The sequence below is a fragment of the Massilia cellulosiltytica genome, from assembly GCF_047325105.1.
Classification (GTDB): Bacteria; Pseudomonadota; Gammaproteobacteria; order Burkholderiales; family Burkholderiaceae_D; genus Telluria; species Telluria orientalis.
In genome coordinates this window covers 4,485,486-4,500,430 of record NZ_CP168562.1, presented here as the reverse complement: position 1 = coordinate 4,500,430, position 14,945 = coordinate 4,485,486, and the positions used below count along the sequence as shown (strand labels likewise).

General features: G+C 61.5%; 11 protein-coding genes. 1 reads left to right on the top strand and 10 read right to left on the bottom strand.

The window, feature by feature from the left end; translation table 11 throughout:
- Position 1 precedes the first annotated feature (1 nt).
- The 10 genes from ACEN9H_RS19525 to tssF all read right to left on the bottom strand — a co-directional run bounded on the left by ACEN9H_RS19525 (position 2) and on the right by tssF (position 13,457).
- Positions 2 to 1,054 carry a glycosyltransferase gene (locus ACEN9H_RS19525; RefSeq protein ID WP_413671758.1) on the bottom strand — a complete coding sequence of 351 codons (1,053 nt, stop codon included), beginning with the start codon at positions 1,052 to 1,054 and terminating at the stop codon, positions 2 to 4.
- 659 nt (positions 1,055 to 1,713) lie between these two features.
- Positions 1,714 to 1,980 carry an antitoxin Xre/MbcA/ParS toxin-binding domain-containing protein gene (locus ACEN9H_RS19520; protein ID WP_371762644.1) on the bottom strand — a complete coding sequence of 89 codons (267 nt, stop codon included), beginning with the start codon at positions 1,978 to 1,980 and terminating at the stop codon, positions 1,714 to 1,716.
- 553 nt (positions 1,981 to 2,533) lie between these two features.
- Positions 2,534 to 3,046: a hypothetical protein gene (locus ACEN9H_RS19515; protein ID WP_413671757.1), complete on the bottom strand. Its 513-nt coding sequence runs from the start codon at positions 3,044 to 3,046 to the stop codon at positions 2,534 to 2,536.
- A gap of 24 nt (positions 3,047 to 3,070) precedes the next feature.
- Positions 3,071 to 3,661 carry a hypothetical protein gene (locus ACEN9H_RS19510; RefSeq protein ID WP_413671756.1) on the bottom strand — a complete coding sequence of 197 codons (591 nt, stop codon included), beginning with the start codon at positions 3,659 to 3,661 and terminating at the stop codon, positions 3,071 to 3,073.
- 132 nt (positions 3,662 to 3,793) lie between these two features.
- Positions 3,794 to 4,018, bottom strand: coding sequence for a PAAR domain-containing protein (locus tag ACEN9H_RS19505; protein WP_413671755.1), 225 nt, complete (start codon positions 4,016 to 4,018; stop codon positions 3,794 to 3,796).
- Positions 4,019 to 4,061: 43 nt separating this feature from the next.
- Complete coding sequence (locus tag ACEN9H_RS19500) at positions 4,062 to 5,690, bottom strand: DUF6396 domain-containing protein (protein ID WP_413671754.1); 1,629 nt, start codon at positions 5,688 to 5,690, stop codon at positions 4,062 to 4,064.
- Between the two features lie 2 nt (positions 5,691 to 5,692).
- Positions 5,693 to 7,717 carry a phospholipase D-like domain-containing protein gene (locus ACEN9H_RS19495; RefSeq protein WP_413671753.1) on the bottom strand — a complete coding sequence of 675 codons (2,025 nt, stop codon included), beginning with the start codon at positions 7,715 to 7,717 and terminating at the stop codon, positions 5,693 to 5,695.
- Positions 7,718 to 7,751: 34 nt separating this feature from the next.
- Complete coding sequence (locus ACEN9H_RS19490; protein ID WP_413671752.1) at positions 7,752 to 10,547, bottom strand: type VI secretion system Vgr family protein; 2,796 nt, start codon at positions 10,545 to 10,547, stop codon at positions 7,752 to 7,754.
- Between the two features lie 76 nt (positions 10,548 to 10,623).
- Entirely contained in the window at positions 10,624 to 11,634 is a 1,011-nt protein-coding gene (tssG, locus tag ACEN9H_RS19485; protein WP_413671751.1) for a type VI secretion system baseplate subunit TssG, read from the bottom strand.
- A complete protein-coding gene (gene tssF / locus ACEN9H_RS19480; RefSeq protein WP_413671750.1) occupies positions 11,631 to 13,457 on the bottom strand; it encodes a type VI secretion system baseplate subunit TssF in 1,827 nt (608 codons plus the stop codon). The genes tssG and tssF overlap by 4 nt, the downstream gene beginning before the upstream one ends.
- Positions 13,458 to 13,592: 135 nt before the next feature.
- Between tssF and tssK the strand changes: the two genes are divergently transcribed.
- Positions 13,593 to 14,945 carry a type VI secretion system baseplate subunit TssK gene (gene tssK, locus ACEN9H_RS19475; protein WP_413671749.1) on the top strand — a complete coding sequence of 451 codons (1,353 nt, stop codon included), beginning with the start codon at positions 13,593 to 13,595 and terminating at the stop codon, positions 14,943 to 14,945.

Genomic DNA, 14,945 nt, shown 5'->3' with positions numbered 1-14,945 from the left:
ATTAGTGACGGTGATAAGACAGCGCTTCGAGCTTCCGGTCTGGCGCTGGCGAAAACATGGCAATGAGGGAGCGCGTGATCGCGCCGCATGTATCGATTGCCGACAAGCCCAGCAGCAACAACACGCCCAGCGGGCGCTGCAGCCCGCGCAAGGGTGGCAGATCCTGGCGGTTGAGGGCCTTCAGGCTGTAGAACAGGCGGGCGGCCATGACGCACCCCGGACCGATCGGGCCGCTGCGCGCGAGCCATTGGAACGAGCTGGGCAGCTGCGAACGCACCAGGTAGGGCGTCAGGCTGACGCTGTCCTCTCCGCGCATCCACCGCAATTTGAACAGCTCGCGGCGCGTGTCGGGTAGCCGGTGCTCGGTGTGCGCGTCCACGGCATAATGCAGCTTGATGCCGTCGGCGAGCAGGCGCATTCCCAAGACCTGGCAGTGGGCACGATAGACTCCCGGCAATTCCTGGTAGCGATACTTGTCGAACACCTCGCGCCGGAATGCGACGTTGTTCGCGTAAAAATTGCTGGTCGCGCCAGTTCCCAGCGTACTTGGGAAGTACATGAAGTCGATGGACGTCAGCGCGACGCCGAATGCGCTTGACGAGTAGCTCGTACGGCCGGCGACGACTAGGGGGGCGTCCGCCGCAGGTGCCGTGAACGGGAGAAGCAGGTGCTCGAGCCACCGCGCGGCAGGATTGCAGTCAGCGTCGCAGAATGCCACGTAGTCGCAGCGCTCGGGGTCGGCGTAGTCGAAGCCGGCGTTCTTGGCTTCGTAATAGCTGTCGCTGGCGCTGATGGGGACAAAGTCGATAGTCCGGCCGGCGAGCCGGACGATTTCGGCACGAGCGGCGGCATCGATACCGTCGTGCGTAATGATCCACTGTGCCAGCGTGGCAGGTGCGACGGTTTGCAGCGCGAGGCTGGCCACGAGACGTTTCAGGCTCGCCAGCGCCTCTTCGACATTGCCGCCGCCGCGCAGGTTGTTCGTTTCAAGGATGAGTGCAGTTCTCGATGCGATAGAACGGACTGCGTCAGCCGGGGTCTCGCTTCCGTGCATCCCAACTCCTCGTCGTTTCCTATGGAAAACTGCACATTAGTGCAACATATTCCGGGCGGCAAGGGCGGATGACGTAACCTTTGATCTGCGTCGTGAGCGATGAGCAACGGACGCAGCAAGCTGAGCTATTCTAGTGTTGCTAAGCCATCAGGTCCGAAACTTACGTCTTTGCGCGGGATCTACGAGTACTTTCGGTTGATATGTGTACGCCGCCCTTCCACCAAAACTGAATCGCCCCGGCTTTCGTCGAGGCCGGTTGGTGTGCGCGCCCAGGTATGCGCCGGAAACCTGGCGGCGTCTGTGGTCCAGTAACCGAGGTGTCTCAAGATCGAGGGGGAAAGCCGGAGTGGCTGAGAGGTCCCCCGCCGGAGTGGCACGGGAATCGAACTGATAGGCGCCATGCGTCAGTTCGTCAGGTGCCACCCGTCCGATCGCCTGCGGCTGTCCTGAGGGGCGGCACCGTGACCGGAGCACCCGGACATGAGGGCTTATCGAATTCTCCTTTGTCGTAGCAGGCGGCTCCTTTCAGTGTCGACGTTTGATCGTTGAATACCGGGATAATTTATCATCGCTGTCCGGGCGCGCTTAGTGGAGAGCGATCCTATGGGAGTATCGACGCTGTGTTTTCCGGGCGCCGACAGCGGTCCGCCACAGATTCGTCACGCGAAGGCACCCGACTGCATCATCGCTAGCAGTTTCGCAACTCTTTCCTGTCCCTCGATCGAATGCATGTACTCGGCAGGGCACCGTCCACCTAATGCCGCCACGGGCTGATCCATCCAGTTGGTCAACCATTGGTCGAGGTCGAAGTCCGCAGCCGCAGCCGGGTCGCCCGATTCGGCGAGCATTGCCTCTAGCTGATCGATCAGCCGGGCTCTTCCAGCGCGGGCGTCCTCCTCGGGCAGAAATGACCCATTCATGTCCATTGCTCCTTTCTCCTGAGATGCAAACTGTTTGTGGGGCGACAAGTTTCGTCCGACCGCAGCACTGATTCTATAATCATACTCTTACGCATCTCCGTAATAGAGCAGCGGGGCGCAGCACCGAACCGGGTTGTGGGCTCGTGCTGGCTACGCTGCGTCGCTCGATGGCACGGCCCTTGTATTTGCCGGTCTTGATCGGGCACTTGCCCGGATTCTGGTGGCCGGCGCCGAACAATGCCACGCTCAGTCGGATCGCGCACGTATTGTAGAAGTTCGGATTGCTGATTTCTGATCCCCGTCATTTCCGCTACGAAATCCTATGCCACGACCACGCGTGTCGCGTTGCTAGTCAGCGGGTGAAGCAAGGATTACTCGCACTACCATCGCCCTACAGTCAAAGACTGAAACGCATCTAAACCCCGCGCCAGTAAGCGAAGTATCACTGGCGCCGCTTCGTGACGATCAACGCGCGCCTGCCCGATCAGGCGGGGCAAGATTAATGATGGGGTAGCTCTGTGCCAGTGAACGTACGTCCGTCGAGGTCGGCTCGTAAAGGCTAATTGTCGCCGTTCGACCAGTCAGGGCGCTTTTCTAGCGGGACATCGCCTTGGTAAAAGCTTGAGATCTCTCTCAAAGTCTTGGTGTCGTAAAGTATTTCGGTGCCAGCGAAATGTCTTCCTCCACAGTCAATCGCAATTTGACTGCCATTCTTCCAAAACCAGTAATCGCGAATAAATGGTCGGCATTTTATGGTTGCAATTTTTTTGTTGTGATAAATGGCGAGTTCTTCCGATCCGGGCTCAACGTCGCCTTCTGCAATCCAGTTATTAATCACAAGCCACGCTACAGTTTCATTATTGGGCGCAATCTCTAGGGATGTGGCGTTTCTTTTCGTCGTAAGTTGGACGTGGTGGCCGTGGCTTGTTACGATGTGAACGTTTTGATTTTTATCCAAGTAGGCATTTCTTAATGTCCCGGCATTAACAGTTGCAGTTGCTGCACCATAGGTCAAGAAGCAAGTTGCGATGATGAGACGCCGTTGTGGTCCTAGAGTTTTTCTCGTTGACATTATAGTGCTCGGTCGCTTGTCCGCTTATTGACATGGCGACGCGGGTTTGGTCTCGAAATGATTCTTGCTAATCATTAGTGTCCTCTTTTTTTTGTAATCATCCTCGACTAGTCGATAGGTAAAAGAGCCATCATTTTCATGAGTTAATCCATTGCTGGGATTGTCGTCTCCCTGATCTATGAACATAGATATACTTTTAAGGCAGCTTTGTAGCAAAAATTGATCTTTAAGTGTTAGTTTTTTGCCTCGTATCTCGACTAGCAACAGATAATCCTCGTAGCCCGCGCCACAGTATCCTTGCCCCATCGCACCTGGTCGAGAAGGTTCCCGAGTGAGTACAGTGAAGAGTTGTGCCTCTGGCTTGCTTTCGTTTTCAATTAGTCGAATATCCTCTGCTCGTCTAAAATGTCGTATGATAGCGTTGTCGATGATGTAACTGATTTTTCTTTCTTTGTCTTTTGCAAATACCTGGGACTTCTTTACATCGATCACAACACGCGTACCTTGAGCGGACTGCAGAATGAGGTCATCTGCAACGGCAGTAGGCGAAATAAGGATTGTGAGAAGAATGATCGTATAAGTGGGCAGGCTAGTCACTTTTGATATGGTCTGCATAAACAATCCCTGAGTAAAACCATAGACTATATTTGAATCTTTTGAAGCACAGTCCGTAAAGCGTAGTTCCGGCCGGGTTCCTACCCTTAGTCTTAGGTTGCTTTCGACACCGATAGCGGACCTACCTGGCAATCACAGTGATGAAATCAGTTTCGCACCACACGCGGTCACATCGCCGTCGTAGGCGTACGGGCGGCCCTCGTGCCGGGCGCCGGCTCCGTCCGGCTTGATCGGGTAATCGCCCTTGCACTTTGGGCACGTGGTCATGTCCCCGGCCAAGGCGGCTTCCGAGCCCATCACGATCGTGCCCGATGACACGGCCGTAACATGTCCCCCGTGATCAGTCTTGTCGTTCATGCGGATTACACCGCGTCCTTGATGCTTCATACAGTCCTGCTCCCTATGTGTTGGAGGACGGGCCGGCTTCCATCAGGTGCCACGTCAGTTCCGCGGGATCGAAAGGCGGTTGCTCGCCATGCCATGGATTCGGAAAATGCTGTCCCGCGACTAGCCAAGCCTGGCGCCACGGCTGGTTTAGCGCAACACGTGCTGGGTGGCCGGATGCAAGCCATGGCTGCCACACGCCGGTCACCGGGCAGGGCGTGCCCACAGCGCATGAGAGCGCCGGCTCCGCCAGCGGGACTTCGCGCACGACGCCGGCCACGGCGACCGGCGCGACCGAGGGGGGATCGCGATGCACCGTGAGGAATCGCTGCCACACCAGGCCGCTGATCGGGACCGGGCCGGTCGAAGCAGGCACGTGCACTTTGTCGAACGCCTCACCCGGCCGGTACAAGCCTGGCGGCATGCTCGCGAGGTGCGCCTGCAACTGCGCCGAACCGCCAGGCGCCGTCGGCCCCCAGTATCCGGCGCACGGCGCCGTGCCGCCCGACGCCGTGTCGCCGCACGGACGCAGGTCGTAGGTGCCATCGACATGCGCACGCCCGTCGCGCTGCGACGCGGCGCTTGACGCGGATACCGGCAGGCGGGGCGTAACGGCTTTCGCGGCATCAATCAACGAATCTTTGTCTCCGTTCCACCGGGGGAGCTGAGCCGGCGGCAAGGGCAGGATCTTGTCCAGGTTGGGGAATCGCAGTTCCGGATTGAAATCAAGAGCCTTGTACAGGACGTCGTAGCGATCCGCGCGCGCCTTGTCCAGGTGAGGGACCAGCATATCCGCGAGGTCGTCAGGGTGCTCGAATTCGATCGACAGGAAGCTCGCGCAGTCCTTGCAGCCCAGCCTGACACCCTGCTGCAGCGTCTGGAGGGCGACTGCCTTCGTCGCCGCGGTGCGCGGTCCGGAGCGCTTGCCGTCGGGCGAGCGGGGCCATGCCTGGATAAAAAATAGGCTGGTCGCAGCCGGTCCGTACCCTTGGTCGAGGGAACATTCGAGCATCTTGCTTGCGACCGACATATTCGCCCAGAATCCATCCGTCGGGCTGTCCCACGTCGCGGCCATCTTGTCGCCCAGGTAAGCCATGGCGTGCGGGCTGCCCATCTCAGCGGCCTTTTGCCAAAACGCGAAGGCCTTGGTGGCGTTCGCTGGCACGCCAACGCCTTCCATGTAATACGTTCCCATTCTGTCGTAGGCTGCAGGAACGCCAAGCCGCATCGCTTCTTCCACGAGCGCTAAGGCGTCGGCCGGGCCGTGAGGCAGGTCGCGCTTTTCCAAGTACAGGCTGGCCAGGTTGAGCATCGCTTTCCAGTGCCGGCGTTCGGCTGCGGCGCGTGTCAGCTGGACGATCTTCTTGTAGTCCCGATCCTCTTCCCACGTGTTGGGATCTTCCAGCGCCCGGGCCTCGCGGAACCACGCGTCGGCCTGCGCATCGATGGGCGGCACTTTCGTCGCCTCGATTTCGCAAGTGAAGCCGGTCCGGTGCGGATTGAAGAGGGGGAGTTGTTCGTTTCGAGGCAACGCCTGCTCGGCCTTGTGTTGATCGTGTGGCATTTTGAACCCCATGAAAAAGCAGGCGGCGGCGACCGCTGCAAGTATGCCGTAGGACAGCTTACGTAAGTAGGGCGCTTTCATCGTCAGCCTAATCTGTATGTGGCGCTGCGGTTGTCCCACAGGGGTAGCAGAAAACCCTGCATAGCCTCGGAATCGCGCTTCGCCTGCAAATTGAATAGCATCAGTCTCGTCCAGGCTTTGTAGGTTTGCGATATATCTTCCTGCGTGCCGCCCTTCCCATCGAAGTTGCCGCCACTGAGTTGACTGAAGATTCGTCGTCGCAGGTCCGTCGCGTGCCTGGTATCGTTCGTCGCGAAGTTGATCTCGCTGTCCACGGACATGCTGCGCTGGTTGAGGTTTGCGCTGCCAAAACTGATGAAGGTGTCATCGATCAACAGCATCTTCGAATGAATGTAGATTTCGCGATAGCGCATGCGGCGATATGATCGACCGCTGGTCTGCAGCATCGACACGGCCACCTTCAGTCCGTACTGTTTTTCCAGTGCGTCGATGCTGGGTTTGTCGATGCGATTGGCGTACTCGACGACTGCCGGCTTTGCACGCCCCAAGCTGATCGGCTGCCCGAACTCGTCGTGCATCGCGAGCGTGGCCGGCTTTTTGTTCTCGCTGTCGATGAACTCGGATTGTCCGGCCATTGTCGATTGCTGGCCGAGCACGGCGAGGGTGTCATAGGTCCGCGGCACCATCTGCTGGCGCTCGGGTACCGGTATCACGATGAACACATGCATGAGCGGCATGTCGGCTTTGCTCTTGCCAGCCTTCGCGGCGCCTGCCTTCCAGGCGGAGATGACGTTCTTGCGCGCCTGAACCAGCCGCTCGGACCATTCCTGGTATTGGAAATACTGATTTTCGATGTAGAGATATCCGGAGGCGAGCGCCGCCTGGTCCGTAGCAAGGAAGTACATCTCCTTGATGGTCTTGTCCTGTTCCTGCGGCTGGGTACGGATGATCTGCACCGAAGAGTGCGACGCCTGCCGGACCTTGTTCTTGATCGCGGGAGGAGTGTAATTCGGATCGTCGAAGTCGTAGCCGATCCGTTCCCACGCACGGGCGAAATTCGCGTACACGGCAGTCAGCGCCCCACCCGAGTCGATGCGGCAGGCGTAATCCCGGTAGGGCTTGAACGTCTCGAACCCGATGTATACGGACTGGTTCTTCTCGACCTGGACGATCTCGCCGGCTTCCCGCGCGCCACCGGTTTCCCGGCGCGGATCCTCGATGAGATGCGCTTCGGTGTCCCAATAATCCGTTACCGAATTCAGCCCCTTCACATATCCCACGGCCCGGGAGCCATCGTCCATGCGGTTGTAATCGATGAGAATCGTTTTCTGGTGATGGGTGCCGACCTTCACCATCCCAGCGCGCTCGACTTCCAGCTCGCCCAGTCCACCGGGCTGGTGTTTTTCACTCGCCAGGCTCTTTTCGATCGAACCAGAATCGCCTGCACGGGTGCGGACGTGGACATTCTCCAAAAGGCCTGCGAAGGCGGCCTTGTACCAGCTGTTGCAGTACTCCTCTCGCGCCAGCAGGGGAAGGTCGTCCGACGTCGCGCGGCGCCACCCGCTCGCACCGTTGAACATCAGGTTCCTGCCAGCGGCACTTTTGTAGTAATGCTCCTTGAGCAGGGAGAGGCTGCGCTGGGCTGAGATCTTGCCGGCCTCGTTAGATCCGACCGCTACCACCCGCCACGGGTTCGTTCCGTGTGTATGGCCTGGCATGTTCTGCGTCGAGCCGCCGACCAGACTGCTATACCACACCAGCAGCCGAACCTTGACGCCGCGCTTGCCCGCGGCGATCAGGAGGTCGCCATATGTCTCCCCGCGCGGCCACGTCGATCCCGTGCGCACGAACTCCATGCCCGGATCGAAACCCCAGCAAATGATGTCGATCGAGTGCTTCGCGTTACGAATGTGTTTCGCGACGTCTTCGAAAGCTTTTTCCCCGCAAATGAAGATCGTGAGCTCATTGTTGTGGGTGACCGGGTGGGTCGCCGTGCGGTTCTCGAGGAACCACTGGCCAGTGCTCCTGGCCCGGCGGCTGCGTTCATCGATGTGAACCTTCTCGGTGCGTGTGATCGGATCAGACATGTGGCCTCTTTCGGTGGAACTGTTGCGTCGGTTTTCAGTGATGCGCGCGGCTCGCGGTCGTTCCCGAGATCGCGCGTGCGCCCGCGTTGGACAACGTCTGCTCGGTATGCGCCTCGGAACCCGCCGGTTCGAACTGCGGAACGGCCGTCAGGTCGTAGACATGGCCGTTCGGAAGCTGGACCTGATAGTTTGCAGGGCCCGCGTGGTGTTCGACCGCGATCCTGCCCAGGTCGTCGGTGATCCCGTCCTCCACCTTGGCGCCGCCCTTGAGCAGCGTGTACGGGATGTTGGACCACGCACGCCCGTCCGCTGTGCTGTGCAGGGTGAACACCAGCTGCATCGGATCCTGCGGGGTCTGCGGATCGGTGACCGTGATCTTGTGCTCCGCGGCCGGCTGAGGCATGTTTTTCGGTCCGAGCGTCTGGAGGTTGCCATGAAACTGCACTGGCTTTGACGTGAAGACCTGTACCAGATCGCTGATCTCGACCATGGACTCGGCCCCGTGAAGCCTGACGCCCTTTTTTCCCTTCAGGTCGATCCAATCGGACTGGCTGATGAGTGAAAGCACCTTGTTTGCAATGATCTCGACGTCGTTGTCATGCGCTTGAACCGTGATCTTGCCGGCGGCCGCGACCAGCTTCATGCCGGCCTTGTGCACGAACAGCCGGAAGGTCTCCTTCACGCTCGCAAAGAAGCTCTCTCCCGCGGCTACCGACAGGTTGCGGCCCGTCGTCAGCGCCGTGTGCTCGCTGCTCGCGATGTGCGTCGACTGTGCCGAGGTCGTCTCAATCCCGGCAGGGCTGGACAGCACGAGGTGCGGCTCGCTCAACTCGGGAAATCTTTCGCCGGCGCCGCGGATGGCGTCGTTCTGCGCTTTGAGCGTATCTGCCACGTCGTGCTGATGGCCGTTCTCCTGCGCCTTGCCCTGCAGCGCGGCCGACGCGCTGGCGTCGTGTAGCGCATGCGCTGCTTTCAGTCGCTGGGCGGTTTCGCCCATGTCCTTCATCGCGGACTGCGCCCGCACGCGCGCCTCGGTGGTGATCAGCATCCCATCAGCCGCGCGCGCGACCCCGTGCCCGTCCGTGCGCAACTCCCAGCCTTCACCGCGCGCATCTGTCCGCCCGCAGTTGTCCTCGATCCGCGTGATGTATCCGAGCGAGAGCTGGCTGTGCAGATGATCGCTCTTGAGCTGTGCCTGGATCTGTCCGTTGGTGTCGTCGAGGATCAGGTGATTGCTACGCCCGCCGGCCGCGTTGCCGCCGCCCGGCGTCAATTCTCGGCTGCGTAGGCCGGACAGGGCATGTTGCCCGCCCAGCTTCCACGGCGGCAGGTTGTCGCTGTTGAACACGCGGCCGATGATGATGGGATGGTCGGGGTTCCCGGCGACAAACTGCACCGCCACCTCCTGGCCGACGCGGGGCAGGGCGATGAAGCCCAGGTCGTTGCCGGCCCAGACGCTGGCCACGCGCACCCAGGCCGAGCTGTTTCCGTTGTCATTGCCGTCGCGGTCCCAGTGGAACTGAACCTTCACCCGTCCGTATTCGTCGGTGTGGATGTCGCTGCCGGACGGCCCGACCACGATCGCGGTCTGCACCCCGGGCATCACCACGGCATGGCTGTTGAAGCCGCGGCGCGGCCGCCACAGGATGTCCTTGCGCATGCACGTGAACGAACATGCGTATTCCGACTTCGCGTCCCTGCCGGCCTGATAGTTGTTGCTGGCCTCGTGGACGGCCGACAGGATCACGTATTCGCGGCTGTCGATCGATGTCCTGGCTGGTTCGTCGGGCCGTACTGGCCGAGGCGCGCCGCTGAAGTGCCCGCCCAGGCGGAAGCTGCGGCCGGGCTGCACGGTGCGGTTGTTGCCGGAGGCTTCGAAGAACTGGGTCGGTGCGTCCCGCTCCTCCATGCGGCGCTTGGCGAGCTTGTCTCCAACATCGAACGAGGCGAAGGCGTAGCCGCCGGTGTTCTCGTACACTTCCAGTCGCGGCGCCGAGCCCTGGTCGTTTTTCGAGCTGCGCGTCTGCGCCTGCGGGCGCGGCCATTTGTAGTTGAAGCCGCCGACCGTGGTGCTGCCCGGCCCGATTTGCCGCACCGGCTGCCATTCGTGGATGCCGTCCGCCTCGCCCGAACCGGCGTTGCGCTGGAACGGGATTTCATCCGGCACCTCGACGTTCCCGCCTGGCTCGATCGGCCGCTGCATCTGCGTCATGTCACCGATCCGCAGCGTGTGACCGTCCGCGCGGTGCTCGTACCAGTAATGCAGGCCGAGATCTTCCCAGCGGCGGTGCAAGTGGTTGTGGTCTGTCTCCTCGTACTGGATGGCGCAGCTGAGCGGCTCGTATTGATTGTAGAGTTCGAGTTTCCAGTCGCGCTGCGGGTACTGGTTAAAGATCTCCTCGGTGATCTCCAGCACCGTCCGTTCCAGGAACACGACGCAGTTCTTCCGTAATTTCGCGAAGGCGAGCCACGGTTCCAGGACCATGCTGTACCAGGCATAGCCGCCGTCAGCCTTGATTAGCCTGAACTCGGTCACGTAGCCGTTAAAGTGCCGCAAGGTCCCGTCCTCGCGCACGAGGGAGACCGTGACCATATTGCCCATCATTTTCTTGAGCGGGATGCGCGCGTTGTCCGACAGGACCTCGACCTTGTAGCGGAAATCGCGCGACAGGCCTTCCTCGGCGACGAGCCTGTTGGCGAGCATGATCGCGTCGTCGGGTTTGTCGTCCCTCGGGAAGGAAAGCCGTAGCAGGCGGTTGTGTTGTTCGCCTTCCAGCGCCGCCAGTTCCCGTGTCGCACCATGAAATACCGCTCTACTCATTTTGCTCATCCCATGCCGTCTTCAAGAGACCAGAATGTAGAGAAAGAAATTGCCGAGGTATTGATATAAGTCTTCGAGGCAAGCTCTACGATGGCCGCAACAGGTAGCGGACGTCGGCCGCCTTGCCGGATACGCCGAGGCGCGCGTCGAATCCAATTCGCTTGCCCGGTCTCGATCCGCCCACGAGATCCAGGGACGCGACGTCCTCCGGCCTGAGCATCACATGCGCGATGTATCGCAGCCCGGAGATGCCGACCAGCGCCAATATCGTTTCCAGCGCGCGCGCGCCGGCGGTGCCGGGCAGGAAGCGTTCGAAGTCCGCCTTGTCGAGCGGGCCGATATGCAGCGTGACGCCGAGGTCGTGCCGCCAGGCGCGCACGCCAAGTGCGCCGCTGTGGCCAAGCGTGGAATTGGCGCCGCCCATCCGGCATTGCCGGTTGTCGGCGATATCGTTCCAGCCGCCGACGAACTGCTCGATGGCGATCGGCACGCCGAAGTAGTCTGGCAGGATGGAAGACAAGGCAGCCGCGGACATCGGCCGCTGCCGGAGCAGGCCGATGTAGAAGACCATCGCGTCGGCATGTGGGGCGAGGTCGTCGATGTGCGCACGTGGTTGCGCGGCGGGGCGAGCGCCGAGCGAGAGCAGCAGCGGACGGTATGGATCATCACCCTCGATATCGATGGCGTGCTCGGGGCGGTACTTGGTCCACGCCTTGAAAAACAGGCCGACTGCCCGGTCGCTGAACAGATCCAGGCAGGCACGGATCGATTCGTCGCGTTCGGCGTATTCGTGGGCCGCGATCCACTCGGTGTAATGCAGTGGTAGCGTGCCGTTGGCGCCGAGCAGGCCCATGAAAGCCGGGGTCAACTGGATACCCGATACGGCGCCGGGCTTCGGCGTATCCGCGGCCAGGTCGATACTCAATGACTCGATCTCGCTGGCCGGAAAGGTGAGGGTCAGGCTGTTCCGAAAGCGCAGGATCTGGCGCAGCGCTCGTTCGGAAGGTATCCCATCTCGGCGTAGCCAGATCAGCACCACGCGCAACGCCTGCATGAACTGGAAGCGGTAGGGCGCCGCCTCCAGGCGCGCGATCACGCCAGGTACAGGCCGCCGTTGCGGGGATGGCATCGTATGAGTTCCTTGCCTGTTTGGTTGGACAGGACGACCAGTTCCGTAAAGCTGTTGATCTGGACGTAAAGGCCGAGGAAGCGCTCGATCACATGCGCGAAGAGCACCAGGCCGCTGCCGACGAAACCGTCCTCATTGACTGTGATGCGCACCTCGATGCCATGCACGAGCGAGGCGCCGCGTTCGTTCCTGATCCATGCCGTGGTTGGCCGATGGGCCAGCCCGATGATCGATTCGATTTGCCGTCGGGTGGCGGGCGTTCGCACGAGGTCGTAAAGGGACAGCATCTCGCGAAAGCCTTCGAGCCCTTCCTGCACGAGCGAATGGAAGTTCAGCGTCAGGTGCGAGAGCAACCGCCACTGCAGGCCCGGCGTCGCGGCGAAGCGCCGGGGCGCGGTTGGCCTGCGCACGAACCTGATGGTGGAGCCAGATGCCCAGCCGATCGGAGGCGACAGATCGCTTTCCGGTTGGCCGTATGCGATCCGGGACGGCAAGTCGCGGTTGGTGCACGTGAGTTCTGCCGACACGGTCGCTTGCTCGCAGCGGGCTGGATCGAAATCGGCGTCGACGAACGCGATGCGGTGCTCGTGGCCGGCATCAAAGTTTTCGTCGCGCCGCACCACGTAGTAGTGGCCGCGCCTGTCCTGGCCCTCGCCGTGGCGGAGCGAATAGAACGGCCGGAATTCGGTCAGGGACGGCCCCTGTTCGTCCTGGCGCAACATCTGGACGGCATCGACGGTATGGATGTCATAGGCCCAGGCATGCTCGGCGTCGGAGAGTAGCGGATAGTCGGCCCGCTCGTGCGTGACGAGGATCGGCACGGCAGTCTGGCGAAACAGGTTCACCACCGGAGAGCAGTCGGTTAGGAAGTTTCTCGCGGACAGGGTCGACAGCAAGCCAGCCTCGTGCGAATCCGCGCGCACGTCGGCCAGGAGCAGGTGCAGCGTGAAGCGGCGGCATTCTTCTGGCACGTGCGGCACGATCTTCGCCAGGTCGACGTCGATGAAATTGAACTTCTCTGGGAAGGTGAAATATTCGGTGAGAAGTCGATAGGCAGGGTGCGAGCGCGGCGAAAACGGAACGAGCGCCTCGTCGTCGGCGAACCCGACCGCCGCCAGCGGCACGCACGGCAGCTGCGTCCATTCGCCGACCTCGGTCTCGACACAGGCCGCGACGATATGCCCTTCCAGGATGTCGCGCGCGACGGTGACCACCGACGTCTCGCCGTCAAGGTAGACGCGCAGGGCCGTGTTCGCGAGCGGTGCGAAGCATGCCTGTTGATCGGTCGTTTCGATGTCAATGTCGAGGCTGGCGCCGCAACTTCCCGGCACCCGAATCGACGGCGGGACGGCCAGGGCCGGGGTGAAGCAGACTTCCGGTAGTCGCACCGGCAAGTGGCGGATGTCGTAGCACGTCCTGAACCGGCAAGATACTCCACCGACAGGTGCTGCGTGCAATTCGGTACCACGCGAGATGACCTGCCCAGACTTCGCTTCGGCGGGAAGCCTGGCCTGCACGATCGCGCAGGAAGGGAAGGGCCTCAGGTAGTGTGGGAACAGGGTGTCGAGGAACGACTCGGTGAACCGCGAGTATCCATCCTCGAGCGATTTGTTGACCCGGGCCGTAAGCAGCGCGGTGGCCTGGATCAGCCGCTCGGTGTGCGGGTCGCCAACGGATCCGTGACCGATCTGAAGTTGCGAAGCCAGGCCGGGATACCGCGCCGCGAATTCCGCCGCGCGCTGGCGAAGGAGGCTCAGCTCTTGCTCGTAATGAGGAAGCAGGTCTTTCATCGAGGCGTCGGGAACGTGGCCGAGAGCGTCATTATTGACAGTCGGAAAACACGCCGATTGATTGTTCGCAAGATTTTTACGCTGGCCAGCGCGGATCATGACGGTTGAGTCAGGTCATGAACCGGGAGCCCGCAGATGAAGACACCATCGAAAATCCTGTGGACGGAAGGGGTGACGCTGCGCCCGCAGCACTTCCAGCAGCAGGACCGCTACCACGAGGCTCGCCTGCACCGGATGGCGACCGCGCTGCACCCATACGCATGGGGGCTCTCGGCGGAGTCCATCTGGAACGAACAGGCGCTGGCCAACAACATCTTGCAGGCCGAGTCCCTGTCGCTGGTGTTCCCGGACGGCGAGACCTATGACGCGCCGGGGGCGGACCTTTTGCCTCAGGCGGTCGAACTGGCGGGGCTGCCGTCGAGCGAGCCTCACTTCACGTTCTACGCGGCGCTGCCGGCCTATCGATCCCATGGTGGGAACGTCGCCGGCTTTCGGGGACAAGACTTGGGGCAGGCGCGGTTCCGTCAGTTGGAACTGGAGACCGCCGACCAGTACACCGAGGCATTGGATTCCCGCATCGTGTACTTGGCCAAACAGGCACGTCTCCTCCCGCATCTCGCTTCGCGAGACGGGCACCTCGCTGTCCCGGTGCTGCGAGTACGCCGTCGCGGTGGCGGTGGATTCGAAATCGATCCGACATTCATTGCGCCGGGCATGACGGTCGCGCCCGCGCCCGCGCTGGCGCGGCTGCTGGACGCCCTGATGCAGAAGCTGCAGGCGAAAACCGACGCGCTCTACGCCGCGCAGCGCGAGCCGAGCAAGGATGTGGTCGTGCAAGGCGGAGACATGTCGTCGTTCTGGTTGCTGCAGACGATCAGCGCGGGATGCGCGGTGCTGCACCACCATGCCCAAGGCCACAGGTTTCATCCGGAACGCCTGTTCCAGGATCTGCTCGGGCTGGCCGGCGGCCTGATGGCGTTCTCGCGCAAGGTCAGGATCAAGGATCTGCCGGTATATGACCACGAGCAGCCGGGACCTGCGTTCGCGAGGCTCGATGCCATCCTGCGCGACCTGGTCGACACGGTCGTTTCATCGAAGTACCTGGCGATCCCGCTGGCCCAGGATCCGGCGCGGCCGTCGTACTTCGAGGGGAGGCTGCCGGACGCCGTCGACCAGAAGACCATGCTGTGCCTAGGCGTGCGGGCCGACGTGCCGGCGCTGGAGCTGGTGGCGATGGTGCCATCTCGCTTCAAGGTCGGCGCGCCGGACGATGTCGCCCGGCTGGTCGCGTCCGCGCTGCCGGGTGTGGACCTGATGCACATGCCGCAGGTGCCGGCGGCAGTGCCCATCAGGCCTAACACCTACTATTTTGCGCTGCAGGACAAGGGGCCACTGTACGCGAACATGTTGCAGGCACAGGCCGCATCGGTCTACGTGCCGTCCGGGATTCGCGAGCTGTCGCTGGAACTGTTCGCCATCGCGCCATGA

Excerpts from the sequence above, each read along its gene's own strand:
- ACEN9H_RS19500 (WP_413671754.1), bottom strand. The coding sequence starts at position 5,690 with ATGAAAGCGCCCTACTTACGTAAGCTGTCCTACGGCATACTTGCAGCG.
- tssK (WP_413671749.1), top strand. The coding sequence starts at position 13,593 with ATGAAGACACCATCGAAAATCCTGTGGACGGAAGGGGTGACGCTGCGC.
- ACEN9H_RS19510 (WP_413671756.1), bottom strand. The coding sequence starts at position 3,661 with ATGCAGACCATATCAAAAGTGACTAGCCTGCCCACTTATACGATCATT.
- ACEN9H_RS19520 (WP_371762644.1), bottom strand. The coding sequence starts at position 1,980 with ATGGACATGAATGGGTCATTTCTGCCCGAGGAGGACGCCCGCGCTGGA.
- tssF (WP_413671750.1), bottom strand. The coding sequence starts at position 13,457 with ATGAAAGACCTGCTTCCTCATTACGAGCAAGAGCTGAGCCTCCTTCGC.
- ACEN9H_RS19495 (WP_413671753.1), bottom strand. The coding sequence starts at position 7,717 with ATGTCTGATCCGATCACACGCACCGAGAAGGTTCACATCGATGAACGC.
- ACEN9H_RS19490 (WP_413671752.1), bottom strand. The coding sequence starts at position 10,547 with ATGAGCAAAATGAGTAGAGCGGTATTTCATGGTGCGACACGGGAACTG.
- ACEN9H_RS19525 (WP_413671758.1), bottom strand. The coding sequence starts at position 1,054 with ATGCACGGAAGCGAGACCCCGGCTGACGCAGTCCGTTCTATCGCATCG.
- ACEN9H_RS19505 (WP_413671755.1), bottom strand. The coding sequence starts at position 4,018 with ATGAACGACAAGACTGATCACGGGGGACATGTTACGGCCGTGTCATCG.
- ACEN9H_RS19515 (WP_413671757.1), bottom strand. The coding sequence starts at position 3,046 with ATGTCAACGAGAAAAACTCTAGGACCACAACGGCGTCTCATCATCGCA.